The 18,761-nt window shown below is 68.8% G+C and carries 21 protein-coding genes and 1 pseudogene; 10 read left to right on the forward strand and 12 right to left on the reverse strand.

The annotated features are described in order from the left end of the window. The first annotated feature begins 31 nt into the window (after nt 1-31). The 3 genes from creC (at nt 32) to AC1DK4_RS04560 (ending at nt 3,590) form a co-directional block, all read left to right on the forward strand. Entirely contained in the window at nt 32-1,462 is a 1,431-nt protein-coding gene (gene creC, locus AC1DK4_RS04550; RefSeq protein ID WP_441650128.1) for a two-component system sensor histidine kinase CreC, read from the forward strand. A gap of 120 nt (nt 1,463-1,582) precedes the next feature. Continuing rightward, entirely contained in the window at nt 1,583-3,022 is a 1,440-nt protein-coding gene (creD, locus tag AC1DK4_RS04555) for a cell envelope integrity protein CreD (protein WP_441650129.1), read from the forward strand. A gap of 16 nt (nt 3,023-3,038) precedes the next feature. Next, a complete protein-coding gene (locus AC1DK4_RS04560; protein WP_477131408.1) occupies nt 3,039-3,590 on the forward strand; it encodes a metal-dependent hydrolase in 552 nt (183 codons plus the stop codon). Between the two features lie 86 nt (nt 3,591-3,676). Here the strand turns inward: AC1DK4_RS04560 and slmA are convergent, their stop codons facing one another. The 3 genes from slmA to argB form a co-directional block, all read right to left on the reverse strand. Continuing rightward, nucleotides 3,677-4,360 (reverse strand): nucleoid occlusion factor SlmA, encoded by a 684-nt coding sequence (gene slmA / locus AC1DK4_RS04565; RefSeq protein WP_441617477.1) that lies wholly within the window; start codon nt 4,358-4,360, stop codon nt 3,677-3,679. Further along, entirely contained in the window at nt 4,357-5,340 is a 984-nt protein-coding gene (locus AC1DK4_RS04570) for a pyrimidine 5'-nucleotidase (RefSeq protein WP_441617475.1), read from the reverse strand. Before AC1DK4_RS04570 ends, slmA begins: the two co-directional genes overlap by 4 nt. A 61-nt stretch (nt 5,341-5,401) precedes the next feature. After that, on the reverse strand, nt 5,402-6,319 hold the full coding sequence (gene argB, locus AC1DK4_RS04575) for an acetylglutamate kinase (protein WP_441617473.1): 918 nt from the start codon (nt 6,317-6,319) through the stop codon (nt 5,402-5,404). A gap of 271 nt (nt 6,320-6,590) precedes the next feature. Between argB and AC1DK4_RS04580 the strand changes: the two genes are divergently transcribed. Genes AC1DK4_RS04580 through AC1DK4_RS04590 form a run of 3 tightly spaced genes read left to right on the forward strand, consistent with a single transcriptional unit; the run spans nt 6,591 to nt 7,627 of the window. Further along, nucleotides 6,591-7,166: a sigma-70 family RNA polymerase sigma factor gene (locus AC1DK4_RS04580; RefSeq protein WP_441617471.1), complete on the forward strand. Its 576-nt coding sequence runs from the start codon at nt 6,591-6,593 to the stop codon at nt 7,164-7,166. Between the two features lie 15 nt (nt 7,167-7,181). Beyond that, the gene (locus AC1DK4_RS04585) at nt 7,182-7,415 is read left to right on the forward strand and encodes a zf-HC2 domain-containing protein (protein ID WP_441617469.1); all 234 of its coding nucleotides are present in this window, start codon (nt 7,182-7,184) and stop codon (nt 7,413-7,415) included. Then, on the forward strand, nt 7,412-7,627 hold the full coding sequence (locus AC1DK4_RS04590) for a cysteine-rich CWC family protein (protein WP_441650131.1): 216 nt from the start codon (nt 7,412-7,414) through the stop codon (nt 7,625-7,627). The genes AC1DK4_RS04585 and AC1DK4_RS04590 overlap by 4 nt, the downstream gene beginning before the upstream one ends. Here the strand turns inward: AC1DK4_RS04590 and AC1DK4_RS04595 are convergent. Next, a pseudogene (locus tag AC1DK4_RS04595) lies at nt 7,628-8,217 on the reverse strand (DMT family transporter). Nucleotides 8,218-8,235: 18 nt separating this feature from the next. On the opposite strand from AC1DK4_RS04595, the gene AC1DK4_RS04600 reads away from it, so the two are divergent. Further along, nucleotides 8,236-9,171, forward strand: coding sequence for a LysR family transcriptional regulator (locus AC1DK4_RS04600; protein ID WP_441650132.1), 936 nt, complete (start codon nt 8,236-8,238; stop codon nt 9,169-9,171). A 33-nt stretch (nt 9,172-9,204) separates the two neighbouring features. Here the strand turns inward: AC1DK4_RS04600 and AC1DK4_RS04605 are convergent, their stop codons facing one another. Further along, entirely contained in the window at nt 9,205-9,684 is a 480-nt protein-coding gene (locus tag AC1DK4_RS04605; RefSeq protein WP_441617461.1) for a copper chaperone PCu(A)C, read from the reverse strand. Between the two features lie 195 nt (nt 9,685-9,879). Here AC1DK4_RS04605 and AC1DK4_RS04610 point away from each other — a divergent pair, with 195 nt between their 5' ends. Beyond that, complete coding sequence (locus AC1DK4_RS04610) at nt 9,880-11,262, forward strand: ATP-binding protein (protein ID WP_441650133.1); 1,383 nt, start codon at nt 9,880-9,882, stop codon at nt 11,260-11,262. Next, nucleotides 11,259-11,879: a response regulator transcription factor gene (locus tag AC1DK4_RS04615; RefSeq protein WP_441617457.1), complete on the forward strand. Its 621-nt coding sequence runs from the start codon at nt 11,259-11,261 to the stop codon at nt 11,877-11,879. The genes AC1DK4_RS04610 and AC1DK4_RS04615 overlap by 4 nt, the downstream gene beginning before the upstream one ends. Nucleotides 11,880-11,928: 49 nt before the next feature. On the opposite strand, the gene AC1DK4_RS04620 is transcribed toward AC1DK4_RS04615, so the two are convergent. From AC1DK4_RS04620 to AC1DK4_RS04630, 3 genes are all read right to left on the reverse strand, one after another. Beyond that, entirely contained in the window at nt 11,929-12,225 is a 297-nt protein-coding gene (locus tag AC1DK4_RS04620; protein WP_477116317.1) for a hypothetical protein, read from the reverse strand. Nucleotides 12,226-12,488: 263 nt separating this feature from the next. Beyond that, on the reverse strand, nt 12,489-12,692 hold the full coding sequence (locus AC1DK4_RS04625; protein WP_441617453.1) for a CsbD family protein: 204 nt from the start codon (nt 12,690-12,692) through the stop codon (nt 12,489-12,491). A gap of 153 nt (nt 12,693-12,845) precedes the next feature. Next, nucleotides 12,846-13,424, reverse strand: coding sequence for a hypothetical protein (locus AC1DK4_RS04630; protein ID WP_441617451.1), 579 nt, complete (start codon nt 13,422-13,424; stop codon nt 12,846-12,848). Nucleotides 13,425-13,682: 258 nt separating this feature from the next. On the opposite strand from AC1DK4_RS04630, the gene AC1DK4_RS04635 reads away from it, so the two are divergent. After that, on the forward strand, nt 13,683-14,237 hold the full coding sequence (locus AC1DK4_RS04635) for a YcnI family copper-binding membrane protein (RefSeq protein WP_441617449.1): 555 nt from the start codon (nt 13,683-13,685) through the stop codon (nt 14,235-14,237). A 77-nt stretch (nt 14,238-14,314) separates the two neighbouring features. Here the strand turns inward: AC1DK4_RS04635 and hslU are convergent, their stop codons facing one another. From hslU to AC1DK4_RS04655, 4 genes are all read right to left on the reverse strand, one after another. Continuing rightward, nucleotides 14,315-15,646: an ATP-dependent protease ATPase subunit HslU gene (gene hslU, locus AC1DK4_RS04640; RefSeq protein ID WP_477131409.1), complete on the reverse strand. Its 1,332-nt coding sequence runs from the start codon at nt 15,644-15,646 to the stop codon at nt 14,315-14,317. A gap of 61 nt (nt 15,647-15,707) precedes the next feature. Next, a complete protein-coding gene (gene hslV, locus AC1DK4_RS04645) occupies nt 15,708-16,244 on the reverse strand; it encodes an ATP-dependent protease subunit HslV (protein WP_477131410.1) in 537 nt (178 codons plus the stop codon). Between the two features lie 259 nt (nt 16,245-16,503). Next, a complete protein-coding gene (locus tag AC1DK4_RS04650; protein WP_441650207.1) occupies nt 16,504-17,490 on the reverse strand; it encodes a tripartite tricarboxylate transporter substrate-binding protein in 987 nt (328 codons plus the stop codon). Nucleotides 17,491-17,799: 309 nt separating this feature from the next. Next, on the reverse strand, nt 17,800-18,699 hold the full coding sequence (locus AC1DK4_RS04655) for an alpha/beta fold hydrolase (RefSeq protein ID WP_477131411.1): 900 nt from the start codon (nt 18,697-18,699) through the stop codon (nt 17,800-17,802). Nucleotides 18,700-18,761: the final 62 nt, after the last annotated feature.

Consider the following 18,761-nt stretch of genomic DNA (forward strand, 5'->3'; position numbering starts at 1 on the left):
CCCCCCGTTCACCCTGCACTGACCGCCACGCATGCATATCGGCCTTCGCATCTTCTTCGGCTTCTTCCTGATCGTCGGGCTGGCGGCCTTTCTCACGCTGCGCGTGTTCGTGCAGGAGGTCAAGCCGGGCGTGCGGCAGGCCATGGAGGACACGCTGGTCGACACCGCGCACGTGCTCGCAGTGCTGGCCGCCGACGACATGAAGAGCGGCCACATCGCCGACGGGGCCTTCGCTCGGCGCATGGCGCGCCTGCGCGAGGACAAGGTCGACGCCAACGTGTGGGGCATGCACAAGGACGCGGTGGGCTATCGCATCTACATCACGGACGCCGGCGGCATCGTGCGTTTCGATTCCGGCGATGCCGCCGTGGGCGCGGACTACTCGCGCTGGAACGATGTCTACCGCACCTTGCGCGGCGAATACGGTGCGCGCAGCACGCGCGCCAACCCGGACGACGACGCCAGCACGGTCATGCACGTGGCCGCGCCGATCCGCGACGGCGACAAGATCATCGGCGTGCTGACGGTGGCCAAGCCGAACGTCACCATGGCGCCGTTCATCGAGCGCAGCCAGCGCAAGATCCTGCTCAACGGCCTGTTGCTGATGGGCGGCGCCTTCGTCATCGGCCTGGCCTGCACGCTGTGGCTGGTGCACGGCCTGCGCCGCCTGCAGCGATACGCGCGTTCGGTGGCCGCGGGCGAGCGCGCCGAGATGCCGCTGCGCGGCGCCAGCGAGCTGGCCGAGCTCGGCCGCTCGGTGGAAAGCATGCGCCTGCGGCTGGAGGACAAGCAGTACGTCGAGCACTACATCCACACCCTCACGCACGAGATGAAGAGCCCGCTGGCGGCCATCAGCGGCGCGGCCGAATTGTTGCAGGAGGACATGAGCGCGGCGGACCGCGGCCGCTTCGTCGCCAATATCCGCCGCCAGGCCCAGCGCCTCGAGCAGATGATCCGCAAACTGCTGGCGCTGGCCGCGCTGGAACAATGCCAGCGCCTGGAGACGCGCGAGCGCGTGGCGCTGCTGCCGCTGATCGGGCAACTGCTGCTGGAGCTGGAGCCACGCGCGCGCCAGCGCGAACTGTCGCTGCACCTGCTGCCCGCACAGTCCGATGCGGTCGTGGAGGGCGATCCGTTCCTGCTGCACCAGGCACTGGCCAACCTGCTGGAGAACGCACTCGACTTCGCCCCCGCGCAGAGCACCGTGGCCGTGTCGGTGGAGCAGACCGGCGACACCGTCGCCGTGCACGTGGCCGACCAGGGCCCGGGCATCCCGGACTATGCGCTGCCGCGCCTGTTCGAGCGGTTCTACTCGCTGCCGCGCCCCGGCGGGCAGGACAAGAGCACCGGGCTGGGCCTGTGCTTCGTGCGCGAGATCGCCACGCTGCACCACGGCGGGATCGCACTGGCCAACCGCGCGCAAGGCGGGGCCTGTGCCACGCTGACCTTGCCGGCGGCATAGCACGGCGGGCGCGCCCGCGGCACCGCCACATTCGCCACACACTCGCTTCACACAGGCTTCCTCGGCACCTCACACGGCGGTCCTAAGCTTGGCGTCATCCTGACTCTCGCGCTTGCCGCCATGAACCGCATCCTGTTCTTCAAGTCCGCCATCACCGCCCTGCTGGTGCTGCTGATCCTGATTCCCCTGCACCTGGTCGACAACACCGTGCAGGACCGCAGGCAATACCGCGACCAGGCGGTGCGCAGCGTCTGGCAGAGCTACGCCGGCCCGCAAACCCTGACCGGCCCGGTGCTGGTGCTGCCGTACAAGGAAGTCACGCGCGTGGCGGACCGTAGCGACCCCAAGCAGCCCAATGCCACCGTGCTGCAGGCGGAGGAAAAGCAGATGCTGGTGTTCCCCGCCACGCTGCGCGTGAGCGGCGACATCACGCCGAACGAGCGCTACCGCGGCATCCACAAGGTGCTGGTGTACGAGCTGCAGAGCCGCTGGCAAGGCACCATCGCCCTGCCCGATGCCGGCGAGCTGCCGCGCTCGGCGGGGCATGTGAGCTTCGAGCCGGGACAGCCGTTCGTGGCGATCGGCCTCGGCGACACCCGCGGGCTGATGGCGACGCCCACGCTCGAGCTCGACGGCAAGCGCCTCAAGCTCGAACAAGGCGCGGGGCTGAAGAACCTGCCGCAGGGCCTGCACGCCGATATCGACCTGCCCGCGCCCAAGCCTGCGCCGGAGATCGCGGCCAGGACCGCCTCCAGCCTCGACGGCGCAACCGGCGCGACCGGCACGCGGCGCGTGGTCCCGTTCTCGCTGACGCTGCCGCTGCTGGGCGCGCAGTCGCTGGCCTTCGCGCCGGTGGCCGACCAGAACGATATCTCGCTGGCGTCGGCGTGGCCGCACCCGAGCTTCGACGGCACCTTCCTGCCGCGCACGCGCAGCGTGGACGCCGGGGGCTTTCGCAGCAACTGGAGCGTGACCGCGTACAACACGCGCGTGCGCAACCAGCTCGCCGGCTCCGGCGACGGCATGCTGGAGACGGTCTCGGTGACGCTGATCGAGCCGGTCAACGTCTACCTGCAAGTCGAGCGCGCGGTAAAGTACGGCTCGCTGTTCGTGCTGCTGACCTTTGCCGGCTTCTTCATGTTCGAGCTGGTCAAGCGCCTGCGCATCCATCCGATCCAGTACCTGCTGGTGGGCCTGGCGCTGGCGGTGTTCTTCCTGCTGCTGCTGAGCCTGTCCGAGCATATCGCCTTCGCGCTGGCCTACCTGGCCGCCAGCACCGCCTGCATCGGGCTGCTCGGTTTCTACCTGTCCTTCGTGCTGCAGAGCTGGCGGCGCGGGCTGGCGTTCGCGGTGCTCCTGACCGTGCTGTACGGCGCGCTCTACGGGCTGCTGCTGTCGGAGGACAATGCGCTGATGCTCGGTTCGCTGCTGCTGTTCGTGATCCTGGCGGCCATCATGGTGCTGACCCGCCGCATCGACTGGTACGCGGCCGGCGCGGCCTGGCAGCCGTTGCGCGACAAGCCCGAGGCCCCCGCCGAAGCACCCGCCGGGCAAGCCTGAGCAAGGAGACCATGCCATGCCCACCTATCTGCATTGCGCCCCGCCGCTGGCCCTGGCGGCCGGCCTCGGCACGCGCCGCGTGCCGGCCGGCCTGCTGCTCGCGGGCGTCGCCGCGAGCGTGCTGCCGGACCTGGACATGCTCAACGTCTGGTATGCCGGCGTGCGCTACGACACGGTGTTCGGCCACCGCGGCCTGACGCACTCGATCGGTTTCGCGCTGGCGCTCGGCCTGCTGGCCGCGCTGGCGGCGCGGCGCTGCGGCTGGCGGCGCGGAATCTCATTCCTGTTCGTGGCGGCAAGCGCCGTGTCGCACCCCATGCTGGACCTGCTCATGGACCGCGGCATCGGCGCCGCGCTGTTCTTCCCGCTCACGAGCCAGCGCGTGACTCTGCCCTGGCGGCCGCTGCCGCTGTCGCCGCCGGGTCTGTTCGGCGCTGCGCGCTTCTGGCTCGAATGCCTGTGGATCGGCCTGCCGCTGCTCGCCGCCGGTACGCTCGGCGCCAGCCTGCGGCGCTGGCTGGAGCGGGCCGGGCGCGCGCGGCATGGCGCGCCCGCACTCGTGGAATGAGTGCGGGGCATCCAGGTGCCCAGGTGCCTGAAGATGCAGGAAGATGCAGGAAGATGCGGCGGGAAAAACGGGAAGCCGCAGGCGGCTCAGCCCAGCAGCACGCGCAGCTGCGCTTCGGCGTTCTCGCTCGGCAGCTTGCGGAAGCCGCTCTTGGCGTAGCGGTGCCAGTGGCCCTGCACGGCGGCCATGATCAGCGCGGCGCGCACCGATACGTCGGCGTCCGCCGGGAAAGCGCCCTGGCTGATGGCGACCTTCAGGCACTGCCGCAGCGAGGCTTCGATGCGGTCGACCACCTGGTTGATGCGTTCCTGCAGGCGATCGTGCTCGCCAACCAGGGCCTCGCCGGTCAGCACGCGCGTCATGCCGGGATTCTTCTCGGCGAAGGAAAGCAGCATGCGCACGATGGCGTGCGCCTGGCGCAGGCCGTGCTCTTCCTGCGTGGTGATCTGGTTGATCAGGCCGAACACGGTCTGCTCGATAAAGCCGATCAGGCCTTCGAACATCTGCGCCTTGCTGGCGAAGTGGCGGTACAGCGCCGCCTCGGAGACGCTAAGCTTGGCGGCCAGCGCCGCGGTGGTGATCTTCTCGCCGCGCGGCACTTCCAGCATGCCGGCCAGTGTCTGCAGGATCTGCACCCGCCGCTCGCCCGGACGCGGGCGCTTGCGTGCCGGCGCCCCGTCGGCGCCCGCGCCTGGCCCGCCGGCGACTGCGGAGGCGCCCGGAGCGGCGCTCGAAGCGGCGCCCGACGGGCGCCCGTTGCTCTGCATCATGACCCGATTCCCCGCATTCTTTGTTTGAGTTGATGCATGGATTGTACTTTTACGTTCACATAGCCGGGACGATTTACGATGCGCGCGCGCACGCGCGGCAGCGAAGCCGGCTGCGCCTGCGGCGCGCTCGTGCCCGCCACGGAGGCGGCCGGCGGGTCCTGCGTCTCGGCCGCCACCAGCGTCACGCTGCGCTCCTGCGCGGCATGGCCGGCGTGCCGGCGGTCCTCGGCATCCAGCGTGCTGCGCAGCACGGCATCGCCGCTCGCGCCCGCCACCGCGGCGCCCGCCGGCAGCGGCACATCATGGGGGCGCGACGGCGCCAGCGTGCGCAGGTAGCCCGTCACCCATGCGGTGCGGATGCCCGTGCCGGCGTAGCGCTTGAGATGGGACAGCGTGTCTTCCACCAGCACCGCGCGGTGCGGCGCCACGCCCTCCTGGGCCAGCAGCCGGCGCAGCATGCGGCGGTCCGGCTTGGGCCGCAGGTGGCCGTGCACCCACATGTCCTCGACCGCGACCACGCGCTCGAAGCAGTGCCGGATGCCGGCCACGCGCATCACCGCGCGCGCGTATTCGGCAGGTGCATTGGTCACCAGGATCTTGCGCCCGGGCAGCCGGCGCAGGTGCGCGACCAGGCCGCGCCGCACGCGCACCATCTGCGCCAGTTCCGGGAAGTCGTGCGCGGCGCGCAGGAAGTCGGCCGGGTCCACGCCATGGTGGCGGATCATGCCGAGCAGCGTGGCACCGTAGCGCTGCCAGTACTTTACGCGCACCTCGCTGGCGGTGGCCTCGTCGCAGCCGATCACGCGCGCCACGTACGCCGTCATTAACTGGTTGATGGCGGGAAAGATCGCGTGCGAGGCGTCGTGCAGCGTGTTGTCGAGGTCGAACAACCAGACGGTGCGGCCGGAATTGTCGCCCGCGGGGCGGCGTCGGCGCGCACCGCGCAGGCTTCGGCGCGGGGGCGGTGTTGGTGTTGGCACGCGGGAAGGAGAGAGAGACCGGGTTGGCAGCGCGCGGCGCGCGCTGCCTGGGGACGCCGCTCTAGTGCGAGCGGATCATGGTGCCGAACGCCTGTTCGGTCAGGATTTCGAGCAGCAGCGAGTGTTCGATGCGGCCGTCGACGATGTGCACCGAATTGACGCCGCTCTTGGCCGCGTCCAACGCCGACGAGATCTTCGGCAGCATGCCGCCGGAGATGGTGCCGTCCGCGAACAGTTCCTCGATCTCGCGCGCCGACAGGTCGGTCAGCAGGTTGCCGGCCTTGTCCATCACGCCCGGGATGTTGGTCATCATGACCAGCTTCTCGGCCTTGAGGATCTCGGCCATCTTGCCAGCCACCACGTCSGCGTTGATGTTGTAGGCCTGGCCGTCGTCGGAGAAACCGATCGGCGAGATCACCGGGATGAAGGCGTCGTCCTGCAGCGCCTTGACCACGGCCGGGTTGATGGCCTCGATATCGCCCACGTAGCCGATGTCGATGAAGGCACCCGGGTTCTCGCGGTCCGGCATCTTCAGGCGCTTGGCGCGGATCAGGCCGCCGTCCTTGCCSGTCAGGCCCACGGCCTGGCCGCCGTACTGGTTGATCAGCATGACGATGTCCTGCTGGACTTCGCCGCCCAGCACCCATTCGACCACTTCCATGGTCTCTTCGTCGGTGACGCGCATGCCCTGGATGAATGTGCCGACCTTGCCGACCTTCTTCAGGGCCTCGTCGATCTGCGGGCCACCGCCGTGGACCACCACGGGGTTCATGCCGACCAGCTTGAGCAGGATCACGTCGCGCGCGAAGCCGTGCTTGAGCTTTTCCTCGGTCATGGCGTTGCCGCCGTACTTGACCACGATGGTCTTGCCGTGAAACTTACGGATATAGGGCAGCGCCTCGGCGAGGATTTCGGCCTTGAGGGCTGGGGCAATGGCGGCCACCGCGGTTGCGGCAGGCCCAGGGGTGTCGGCGTTCATGGCAAGGGACATCCGTGAGATTCAACAGGTATCATGGCGATTCTGACCTGCGGCAGGCAAGTGTTTCCGGGCTTTTTGCCCCGAACAAGCCACCTCCGGCCGCGGCAGGCGCCGATTTTACAAGAAACCGGGGCGCACGCGAACCAACGGGGGCACTGCGGGGGTGCAAGGCCGGTGCATGCGTCCTGCGGTGCACCATGGCGTTCCCTCTGCGCAACAGTCCGACGGCCGCGCGAGCACCACGCCACACAAGAACAGCGGCAAGACAACCATGAGCCTGCACCCSGACGAACTCAATGCCCTGCGTCCCCACCTGCTGCGCTTCGCGCGCCTGCAGCTGCGCGACGAGGCACTGGCCGAGGATACCGTGTCCGACACCCTGGTGGCCGCGCTCGAGCACCCCGAGCGCTTTTCCGGCCAGTCGGCGCTCAAGACCTACCTGATCGGCATCCTCAAGCACAAGATCATCGACACCCTGCGCAGCGGCCGGCGCGAGGTGCGCCTGGCGCTTGGCGGCGACGACGATGGCGAAGCGCAGTCGGACGTCGACGCCATGGACGCCCTGTTCACCAAGAATGGCCACTATCACACGCCGCCCTCCGACTGGGGCAACCCGGACCGCACACTGGAGCGGCGCGAGTTCTTCGAGATCCTGCAGCTGTGCGTCGACAAGCTGCCGGCCAAAATCGGCCGCATCTTCATGATGCGGGAATGGCTGGAGCTGGAAACCGAGGAAATCTGTCAGGAACTGGGCATCACCACGACCAATGCCTGGGTCATGCTCTACCGTGCCCGCATGCGCCTGCGCGAATGCCTGGAGCTGAACTGGTTCGGGCACAAGGCCTGACCGACCGAGACTGAGATGCCAGATACGCCACCCCGCGATCCCCTGCTGCCGAACTGCCGCGAAATCCACCGCCTGACGATGGAAGGCATGGACCGCCCGCTGAGCTGGATCGAGCGCGTGCGCATGCGGGCTCACCTTGCCATTTGCGACGCCTGCACCAATTTTTCGGCGCAGATGCGCCTGATGCGCACCGCCATGAGCCGGCTGGGCCGCGAGGACGAGCCCGACGAGCCGGGCTCCCGGCCATGAGCGACCCCGCCACCGTGCTCACCGGCCAGTTGCGCCCGGTCGAGCACTGCAGCGCCTGCGGTGCGAGCTTCGTGTGCGGCTACGCGGCCGGCCTGCCGCAGTGCTGGTGCGCCAGCGAGCCACTGCTGCCGGCACGGCGCATCGTGCCCGGCCACCATTGCCTGTGCCCGGATTGCCTGGCCCGGCGCCGCAAAGCCGCCGACGCCGGCTGATCAGCCGGCCGGCTGCGTCACGCGGTCGGCGGCCGGGCTGCCCGCATACTGCATCAGCGCCATCCCCAGCACCACCAGCAGCGCGCCGGCGGCCCGCCCCGGTGTGAGCGCGCGCACGGCGAAGCCGGCCACCCCGAACTGGTCCATCACCAGCGCCGCCACCATCTGCCCCGCCACCACGGCGGCGAGAAAGCCCCCCGCGCCCAGGCGCGGCGCCAGGATCAGCGCCGCCGTGATATAGAACACCCCCGCCACGCCGCCGGCCCACATCCAGGCCGGGCCGCGCGCGGCGGGCGCCAGCGCCGGCAAGGGCGCCTTGAGCAAGGCAGCACCGGCAGCACCACCGCCAGGCTGACCAGCAGCGAGGCCACGGTCGCCCACAGCGGATGTCCGAGGCTGCGGCCCAGCATCGCATTGGCGCCGGCCTGGAACGGGATGACCGCCCCGGCGGCCACGGCCACCAGGACAGGAAACAGGCCGGCGGCTAGCGGCGGCACGGCATTGAGACTGGACATCGCATCTCTCCCTCGGCTTCGATTCGATGTCTCAGTGTGAAATATTGCACGGCGAATTTCCAATTCTCGATTCATACGGTTAATATTCGCCCCATGAATGATCTACGTGCAATCGACCTGAACCTGCTGGTGGTGCTGGAAGCCCTGCTGGCCGAACGACATATTTCCCGCGCCGCCCTGCGGCTGCACCTGAGCCAGCCGGCCGTCAGCCATGCGCTGGGCCGCCTGCGCCAGTTGCTGGACGATCCGCTGCTGGTGCGCGGCCAGGGCGGACTGGTGCCCAGCGCGCGCGCCCACGAACTGGCCGGGCCGCTGGCCGAGGCGCTGGCGCAGGTGCGCATCCTGCTGGGGCCGTCGGGTTTCCAGCCGGCCACGGCGCGCCGCAGCTTCCGCCTGGCAATGTCCGACTACGGTGCGATGGCGCTGCTGCCCGGGCTGCTGCGCGCGGTGCGCAAGGCCGCGCCCGGCATCGACCTGGTCGTCACCCAGGCCAGCCGCGAAAGCATGGTGGCCAAGGTGGCGGACGGCGAGATCGACCTGGCGCTGGGCGTGTTCGAGCAACTGCCCGAAGGCGTGCGCGGCGCGGCGCTGTTCGATGAGTCTTATGCCTGCATGGTGGATGCGGCGACGGTGCGCGGCCCGGGCAAGCTGGACCAGGTGGCTTACCTGGCCCGCTCGCATGTGCTGGTGGCAACCCACAGCGAGCGCGTGGACGCCATCGACGCCGCCGTGGCCAAGATCGGCGGGCGGCGCAAGATCGCTTGCGTGCTGCCTCACTGGAGCGTGGCGCCGGCGCTGATTGCCGGCACCAACCTGGTCCTGACCACGGCGCGCCGCAGCCTGGCCGCCTTCGAGGAAGATGCGCGCTTCGCGGTGTTCGAACCGCCCTTCGCGCTCCCGGGCTTTGCCTTTACCCTGATCTGGCATGACCGCACCGAGGCCGATCCCGGCCATACCTGGCTGCGCGAGCGGGTGACGGCGGTCGCGGCCGGCGATGAGCCTGGCGACGCCATCAGCCTGCGGCGCTGACGCCGCGGCGCCCGGCCCCCCGGGCGCCAGGCCTCAGTGCTTGTGCTCGGCGTGCGCACCGGCGGCGGGGGCGCCTGCAGCCAGGTCGCGCACTTCGGCGTCGACCTTCTGCTCGATGACCTTGCCGCCCTGCTCGATCTTGAGCGTCAGCGGCACGGTATCGCCCTTCTTCAGCGGCGCCTTGAGGCCCATCAGCATCACGTGGTAGCCACCCGGCTTGAGTTCCACGTCCTGCATGCGGGGCAGGTCCAGCGCCCCCACCGCGCGCATGCGCATCACATTGCCGTCCATCTTCATCTCATGGACTTCGGCGGTGGCCGCGGCCGGCGTGCTCACGCCGACCAGCTTGGCCGGCTCGTGCGCATGCAAGGTCATGAAAACGCCGGTGGCGGTTTGCGCGGGCACCGTGCCGCGCGCCCAGGCGTTGCTGACATCGACCTGCGCGAAGGCCGCGCCCGAGCACAGCGCGGCGAGCAGGGCGGCGGGCACGGCCGCGAGGAATCTGGCTTGCATGGGAATCATCTCCACTGAACGGGTATTGGACTGCAAACGGATCATTAGACCATGCCCGCGGCGATGGCGATGGCGATGGCGATGGCGACGATGGCGGCACGTAACCGGGCAGTCTGGCAGCGGGCCCGCAGCGGGCCAATGCGGCAAGGTGTCGCACAGCGCAGGCCGGCCCTGCGTCGTTGTTAAACTCGCGGCATGGAATCCACTGCCGCCGTGCCGACCGGCCCGGCCACTCCCCGACCCGGCCCCCTGCGCCACAACCTGGTGAGCCTGCGCCGCCTGTTCTGGCTGCGCTGGGCCCTGCTGGGCGGCCAGGCCCTGCTGCTGGTGTCGTGCGAGGCGGTGGCAGGCGTGATCCTGCCCTACAGCCCGCTGCTGGCCATCCTCACGCTGCAGACGCTGTTCAACCTGCTGACCGGCCTGCGCCTGCGCCAGCAGCGCGGGCGCGGCGCGCGGCCCGGCGACGCCGAGCTGATGGGGCAGTTGCTGGTCGACCTGACCGCGCTGTCGGCCGCGCTGTTCTTCACCGGTGGCGCGACCAACCCCTTCGTCTCCTTCTACCTGCCCGGACTGGCCATCGCCGCGGCCATCCTGCCGTGGCGCCACGTGGTGGTGCTGGCCTTCTACGCGATGGCCTGTTACAGCCTGATGCTGGTCGAGTACGTGCCGCTGAACCTGTACAACCCGGACAACGCCATCAACTATCACCTGGCCGGAATGTGGCTCAATTTCGTGGTCAGCGCGACCATGATCGCGGTGTTCGTGGCGCGCCTGTCCAACGTGCTGCGCCAGCGCGATGCCGAGCTGAACCTTGCGCGCGAGCAGTTGCTGCGCGACGCGCGCATCGAGGCGCTCAACGACCAGGCCGCGGCGGTGGCCCACGAGATCGGCACGCCGCTGGCCACGCTGGCCGTGATCGCGGGCGAGCTGCGCGCCGATGCCGCGGACGCCCGGCTCGGCGTCACCCGGATCGGCGCCTACCTGCCCGACCTGCAGACCATGGAGCAGCAGCTCGAGCTGTGCAAGTCGATCCTGGCGCGCCTGCGCGACGACCACGAGACCGCCGCGCCCCAGCGCGTGGACGCATGGCTGGACGGCTTCGTGGAGCGCTGGCAGCTGCGCCACCCGCACGCGCGCCTGGAGGCCAGCGTCGTCGGCGAGGCTGCCGCGCAGCCGGTGGAAGCCGCCCGCGTCGGCCAGATCCTGACCATCCTGCTGGACAACGCCGCGCGCAGCCAGCTGGCCGCCGGCCACGAGCAGGTGCCGCTGCGGCTGGCCATTGCGCTGGAAGACGAGGGCGAGCAGCCCACGCTGACCTTCCGCGTCACCGACCGTGGCCTCGGCATCCCGCCCGCGCAGCGCGCGCGGCTGGGCGAAGCACCGATGACCAGCATGCACGGCGGCCAGGGCATCGGCGCCTACCTGGCGCAGAGCGCAGCGCTGCAGATGGGCGGCTGGCTGGCCTGGCACGACCATCACCAGGGCGGCACCGTAGCCGAGCTGCACTTGCCCGAGCCGGCCGCCGCGCCGCAGGATGTCCCTCCGATTGCCTCACCCATGACAACGACCCAGCCATGACCGACGCTTCCCACGATTCCGCCGCCGCCGAGCCGACCGGTCCCGGCAATGCCGCGCCCTTCCTGGTCGTCGACGACGATGCCGTGTTCGCCGGCGCGCTGGCGCGCGCGCTGACCCGCCGCGGCTATGCGGTGCAGATCGCGCACAACCGCGAGCAGGCGCTGGCGCTGGCCGCGCAGACGCCGTTCGCCTACATCACCCTGGACCTGCACCTGAGCGCGCCGCCCGAGGCCGGCAGCACCGCGCCGGCGGAATCGGGCCTGCACCTGGTCGGCCCGCTGCGGGCTGCGCTGCCCGATGCGCGGATCCTGGTGCTGACGGGCTACGCCAGCATCGCCACCGCGGTGGCGGCGGTCAAGCATGGCGCCGACGAGTACCTGGCCAAGCCGGCCAATGTGGATTCGATCCTGACCGCGCTGATGGCGGGGGTATCGGAGGACGCGGCCGAAGCCGCCATGGAAGAGCCCGTGCCGCTATCGGTGGCGCGCCTGGAGTGGGAGCATATCCAGCGCGTGCTGGCCGAGCACGACGGCAATATCTCGGCCACCGCGCGCGCGCTCAACATGCACCGGCGCACCTTGCAGCGCAAGCTGGGCAAGCGGCCCGTCTCGCGCTAGCGTGGCGCGGGCGCGCCGCCGGGAATCCCTGGCGGTGCGCCCGCTGCGCTCACAGGCGCAGCTGCACGTAATCCCACTCGAGGTCTTCGTCCCGCGCCGGCTGCTGCGCCAGGCGCAGCGCGTCGCTGGCATGGCGGTCGGCGCGCGAGCCGAGGTCCCCGGCCTGCACCGCCAGTTCGGCGGCCGGCGGCGTTGCCTCGGCGCGTGCCATGACGGCGTGCCGCAGCGCCGCGGGCTGCGCCGCCGCGCGGGGGGCCGGCGCGGCATCGGGACGTGCGCACAGGAACAGGGTCGCGGCAGCGATGCCGCCCAGCACTGCGAAGTAGGACAGTAGCTCGCGTTTCATTTCGGTCCTCCTGCCTGGTGGATTTCTCTGGTTGATGAAGACCGGCCTGCAGCAGTGGCATGCGGCCCTTGGGCGGGCCGGCGCAGAGGCCATGGACGCTGCCCGCATCGCCACACGCATCGTGGGAAAGCCCGCCGGCGGATATCCGGGCGGGAGTGCGGCGGGGGCGGCAACCGGCCGGCTGCGATCGTTCGATCGAGCCGGCCGCCACTTTGGCATCACATGGCAGTGCGTGCCAGTGCGCTTACCAATGCTTACCGTCCTTACCAGCGCGTGTCACGCTCCCATGCCTTCATTTCTTCCTCGACACGTTCCTTGGTATATCCGTACCGTTCCTGGATGCGGCCGGCAAGCTGGTCACGCTTGCCGTGGATCCGCGTGAGGTCGTCGTCGGTGAGCTCGCCCCACTTTTCCTTGATCTTGCCCTTGGCCTGGTCCCACTTGCCTTCGATCTGATCCCAGTTCATGTGTGCTCCTTGGTCGTGGATGTGGTCGTGGATGCAGTGGATATGCAGTGGATACGCGTACCTTGCGCATCGTCGCGGATCGCTCCGGACAGGCCCGATCCGCGTGACCGGCCCGCGGGCGCGGGCCGGTCACCTTTCACGCTTGATTCACGCTTACTTGGCGTACTTGGTCTTCACGTTGGCCTGGCACCTGTCCTTGGCATCGCCCGACATGGCATCGCACTTTTCCTTGTCGGCCTTGTAGGAGGCGTCCACGGTGTCCTTCTTGGCATCGCGGCGCGCTTCGGCCACGTCGGTGCTGGTGCCGGTGGCGGCGGCCTTGTCGACCTTGGCCACGCCCAGGGCCTGCTCGTGCGCGGCCTTGGCTTCCTTCACGCATACGTCCTTGTTGTTGCCCTTCTGGTCGTCGCACTTTTCCTTGGCGACGTCGTAGTCGCTGTCGGCCTTGGTCTTCTCGGCCTTGGCGCGCGCCTTGGCGGTGCCGTCGCGCGTGGCTTCGGCGTTGGCCTTGGCAACGTCCTGGTCGCGCTTGGCTTCCTTCACGCACACGTCCTTGGCGTTGTCCCTGAGGCTGTCGCACTGGGCCCGCGCGGCCTTGTAGTTGGCATTTGCCGTCTTCACGGCGGCGTCGTAGTCAGCCTTCGATCCCGGCGCACCCTGTGCCAGCGCGTAGCCAGCCGGGGCTGCAACCATCATCGAACACGCTACTGCAATCAGCCATTTCTTCATCATGTCATGCTCCTTTTCAGTGGCGGGATATCGTGGATGGCGTCCTGCCGCTGGCTCTGGCCGCCGGCGGTCCGCTCTTGCCCACACCGTATGAACAAGATTACGCAGCGGCACCGCCCGCAAGCAGGCGTGCGGCTCCGAAAGCCTCGTCAGACAATTCCCACACATGGTGCAACCTGCCTCGCGGGGCCCTGCGTCCCGGCGCCGCAGGGGCGGGGCGTACCATTGGCGCTAGACTGTTGCGCTTCCAAGGAGAACCAGATGACCGCATCCCGCCTGTTGCCCGCAGCTGCCGTCGTGCTTGCCGCGCTCGCCGCGAGCGCGGCCTCCCCCGCCTTCGCCCATATCGTGTTCGAGCAGAAGAGCGCTGCCGCCGGCAGCTATTTCAAGGGCGCGCTGATGGTGGGCCATGGCTGCAACGGCAGCGCGACAAGGGCCATCACGGTGACCATTCCCGAGAGCGTGCAGGGCGCGCACCCGCAGCCCAAGGCAGGCTGGCAGCTAGAGATCAAGCGCGCCGCGCTGGCCAGGCCCCGCAGCTCCCACGGCAAGACCGTGACCGAGGACGTGCGCACGGTGCGCTGGTTCGGCGGCTCGCTGGCCGACGCGCATTTCGATGAGTTCGTGATGCTGATGAAGCTGCCCGAGCAGGCGGGCAAGCTGTATTTCCCGGTGCTGCAGGAATGCGAGGACGGGAGCGCGGCGTGGACGCAGGTGCCGGCCGAGGGGCAGAGCCTGCATGAGCTGAAGACGCCGGCGGCGGAACTCGAGGTCGTGGCCCCCGCCGCGTCCGGGCATGCCGGGCACGCGCACTAGGCCCGAATGCAGATCGCCCCGCGCGGACACAGGTCCCGCGCGGGGCGATCGCCGGCCTCGATGGCCGGAACCATGGCTTACAGCACGTAGCGCGACAGGTCTTCGTTGCCGGCCAGGTCGCCGAGGCGCTCGTCCACGTAGGCCGCGTTGATGGTGACCGTCTCGCCGGACGACCTGGTGGCGTGGAAGGACAGATCTTCCAGCAGCCGCTCCATCACCGTGTAGAGGCGGCGCGCACCGATGTTCTCGACCTTTTCGTTGACCGAGAAGGCGATCTCCGCGAGGCGGCGGATGCCGTCCGGCGCGAACACCAGCTGGACCTGCTCGGTGGCGAGCAGCGCCTGGTATTGCTTGGTCAGGCTGGCGTCGGTCTGCGTCAGGATGGCTTCGAAATCGGATACCGACAGCGATTCCAGCTCGACGCGGATCGGGAAGCGGCCCTGCAGTTCCGGGATCAGGTCGCTGGGCTTGGAGAGGTGGAAGGCGCCGGAGGCAATGAACAGGATGTGATCGGTCTTGATCATGCCGTACTTGGTGTTGACCGTCGTGCCTTCGACCAGCGGCAGCAGGTCGCGCTGCACGCCCTGCCGCGAGACCTCGCCGCCGCCGACTTCGCTGCGGCTGGCGATCTTGTCGATCTCGTCCAGGAACACGATGCCGTTCTGCTCGACGTTGGCCACCGCCTTGTGCTTGACCTCTTCGTCGTTGAGCAGCTTGGACGCTTCCTCGTCGATCAGCAGCTTGAACGCTTCGTGCACCTTCATCTTGCGGCGCGCTTTCTTGCCCTGGCCGAGCCCGGCGAACATCGTGCGGATCTGCTCGGTCATGTCTTCCATGCCCGGAGGACCCATGATGTCCATGCTGGGGGCGCCGGCGGAAACCTCGAGCTCGATTTCCTTGTCGTCGAGCTGGCCTTCGCGCAGCTTCTTGCGGAACACCTGGCGGGTGTTGGAATCCTTTTCCTCGGGCTGGTTGAAGCCGATGTCGCGCGGCGGCGGCAGCAGCACGTCGAGCAGGCGGTCCTCGGCGGATTCCTCTGCCTTGGTGCGCACCTTCTTCATTTCGGATTCGCGCGCCTGCTTGACTGCCATCTCGGCGAGATCGCGCACGATGGTGTCGACGTCGCGGCCGACATAGCCCACCTCGGTGAACTTGGTCGCCTCGATCTTGATGAAGGGCGCGTCGGCCAGCTTGGCCAGGCGSCGCGCGATCTCGGTCTTGCCCACGCCSGTSGGSCCGATCAKSAGGATGTTCTTCGGGGTGATTTCCTGGCGCAGGGGCTCTTCCACCTGCTGGCGGCGCCAGCGGTTTCGCAGCGCGACCGCCACCGCCTTCTTGGCCTTGTCCTGGCCGATGATGTGCTTGTCGAGTTCGGAAACGATTTCCGACGGGGTCATGGTATGCGACATGGTATCCGTTCAAGAAGGGACGGACCGGCGCGCGCCTGCGGGCAGCGCGGCCGGCCGACGCTTATTCCAGCGTCTSGATGACGAAATTGGTATTGGTGTAGATGCAGAGCTCGCCGGCGATGCCCAGCGACTTTTCAACGATATCCCTGGGGGCCAGTTCGGTGTTCTCCACCAGCGCCTTGGCGGCCGACTGGGCATAGGCGCCGCCCGAGCCGATCGCGGCGATGCCGCCCTCGGGGTCGAGCACGTCGCCGTTGCCGGTGATGACCAGCGTGGTGTCGCGGTCGGCGGTGATCAGCATGGCCTCGAGCCGGCGCAGCGCGCGGTCCGAGCGCCAGTCCTTGGCGAGATCGACGGCGGCGCGGGTCAGGTTGCCCTGGTATTTCTCCAGCTTGGCCTCGAAGCGGTCGAGCAGCGAGAACGCATCGGCGGTGCTGCCSGCGAAGCCGACCAGGACCTTGCCGTTGTAGATGCGGCGCACCTTGCGGGCGGTGCCCTTCATCACGATATTGCCCAGAGTGACCTGGCCGTCACCGCCCAGCGCAACCTGGTTGCCGCGCCGGACGCTGACGATGGTAGTGCCGTGATACTGTTCCATGATGCCTTCGCGTGAATATGCCTGGAGGCTACTTGGCGACGGGTGCCCACGAATTCAAGAGCCGCCGTGCGGGCCGTGCCACCCGGGCCGCCTGCCGGGCACGGGCACCAGACCAATATAGACGAGACACCCGCGGTGCCGCCAAGCGGCGGGCGGATGGCCGCGCGAAGCGGCAAGCAAAAAGGCCACGCTCACGCGTGGCCTTTTCATCATCCGGCGCTGGATTCAGCGCCTGGTCTCGCCGGATCGCGCCGCGAGATCAGTCGGCATAGACACCGGCCTTCTTGATGACCGGGGTCCACTTGTTGATTTCGGCCGTCAGGAGCGTCTTCAGCGAATCCGGCGTGGCGCGCGGGGCAGGCACGGCTTCCGCACCCAGTTCGGCCATCTTGGCGCGGAAGGTCGGGTCGGTCACGGCCTTCTGCAGCGCGGCGGACAGCTTGTCCACCACCGGCTTGGGCGTGCCCTTGGGCGCGTACATGGCGTGCCAGATCTTCACTTCCACGCCCGGCAGGCCTTGCTCGGCCGCGGTCGGGATGTCCTTGAAGGCTTCCACGCGGCGGCTCTGCATGGCGGCGTAGGGCTTGAGCGCGCCTGCCTTGAGCTGGCCGGCGATATTGGTGGTCTGGTCGCACATCAGGTTGACCTGGCCACCCAGGATGTCGGTCAGCGCCGGCGCCGTGCCCTTGTAGGGCACCGTGGTCAGCTCGGTCTGGATCGCGCTCTGGAACAGCAGGCCGCACAGGTGCGAGGCCGAGCCGATGCCGGCGTTGGCCAGCGACAGCTTGGCCGAATTGGCCTTGATGTACGGCAGCAGGTCCTTGAAGTTGCTCGGCGGCAGGGTCTTGTTGCCGACCATCACCATCGGCACGTCAGCGATCTCGCCCACCATTTCGAAATCCTTGAGGGGATCGAAACCGAGGTTGCGGTACAGCGCCGGCGCCGTCGACATGCCGATATGGTGGATCAGGATGGTGTAGCCGTCGTTCTTGGACTGCGCCACCTTCTTGGCACCGATGGTGCCGCCGGCGCCGCCGAGGTTCTCGATCACCATCGTGGTGCCCAGGTGCTTGGACATGATCATGACCAGCTCGCGCGCGACCTTGTCGGTCGGACCGCCCGCCGCGAACGGCACCACGGCAGACACTGGCTTGTTGCCCGGGAATTCCTGCGCCTGCGCGCCCGCATTTACGCCCATCACGCCAACCGCCAGCGCGGCCGCTACAAACTGTGCAACTCGTTTCATGCTTTTCTCCTGGATACCCGGCTCATTCCCATTCCACGCTGTCCCGGCCGGACCGGCGCGCGCCCTGTCGGGCGCCGCCGCTCCTGTGCCGCCGATCCTGTGCCGCCGACCCCGTCCGGAACGGCGGCGCCGACCATGGCGCAAGGCACAGCGTATGCGGCCCGCGGCAACCGCCGCGCAACCGGAGCGCAATGCTATCAATGTCGAAAAGTGTCAAATATCCGGAAAAACCCGGGAATACATTTTCATCACATCTTAACTTCACCGCTTCTCTCTTCACCGCTTCTGCATTTACGCGGCAACCTCCCTTCAGCAGAAGAAGTCCAGCATCTCACGCAGGAGGATCTCCGGCGCTTCCTCCGGAATGTAGTGACCGCACGGCACCTCGCCGCCGCTGACGTCGGCGGCGACCTCCTGCCAGAGCGAGAGCGGCTCGAAGCAGCGCGCCACCACGCCGTGCTCGCCCCACAGCACGCGCAGCGGGCCTGCCACGCGGCGGCCGTCGGACCGGTCGGCGCGGTCGTGATCCAGGTCGACCGTGGCCGCGGCGCGATAGTCCTCGCACATGGCGTGCACATGGGCCGGATCGCGCATGGCGGCAATGTAGGCAGCCATTGCATCGGGGACGAAGGGACTGGGGYCGGCCTGGCGCAGGCCCATCAGCTTCTTGAGATAGAACTCGGGCTCGGCATTGATCAGCGTTTCGGGAAACGGCGCCGGCTGGATCAGGAAGAACCAGTGCCAGTAGGCTGCGGCAAAGGCCATGCTGGTGCGCTCGTACATCGCCAGCGTGGGCGCAATGTCGAGCAGCATGGCGCGCGTGACGGCGCCCGGATGATCCATGCACAGGCGGTGCGCCACGCGCGCGCCGCGGTCGTGCGCGCACAGCGCGAAGCTGCCGAAGCCCAGGCGGGCCATCAGGTCCACCTGGTCCTGCGCCATGGTGCGCTTGCTGTAGTTCTCGTGGCCGGTGCTGCCCGGGGGCGCGTCGCTGGCGCCGTAGCCGCGCAGGTCGGTGGCGATGACGGTGAAGCGGTCGGCCAGCGCTGGCGCCACCTTGTGCCAGATCAGGTGGCTTTGCGGATGGCCGTGCAACAGCAGCAAGGGCGGGCCCGAGCCGCCCTGCACGCCGGCGATGGTCACCTCGCCGACCTGCATGCGGAACGGCTCGAAATTGGGGAACAGCAGGGCACTGGCATCGTTCTGCATCTTCGGAGTCTCCTGGCGGATCTGCGTCAATTCATGCGCGGCAATGCGGCGGGCCGCCGGGC

The organism is Cupriavidus sp. 05N38 (assembly GCF_056397345.1).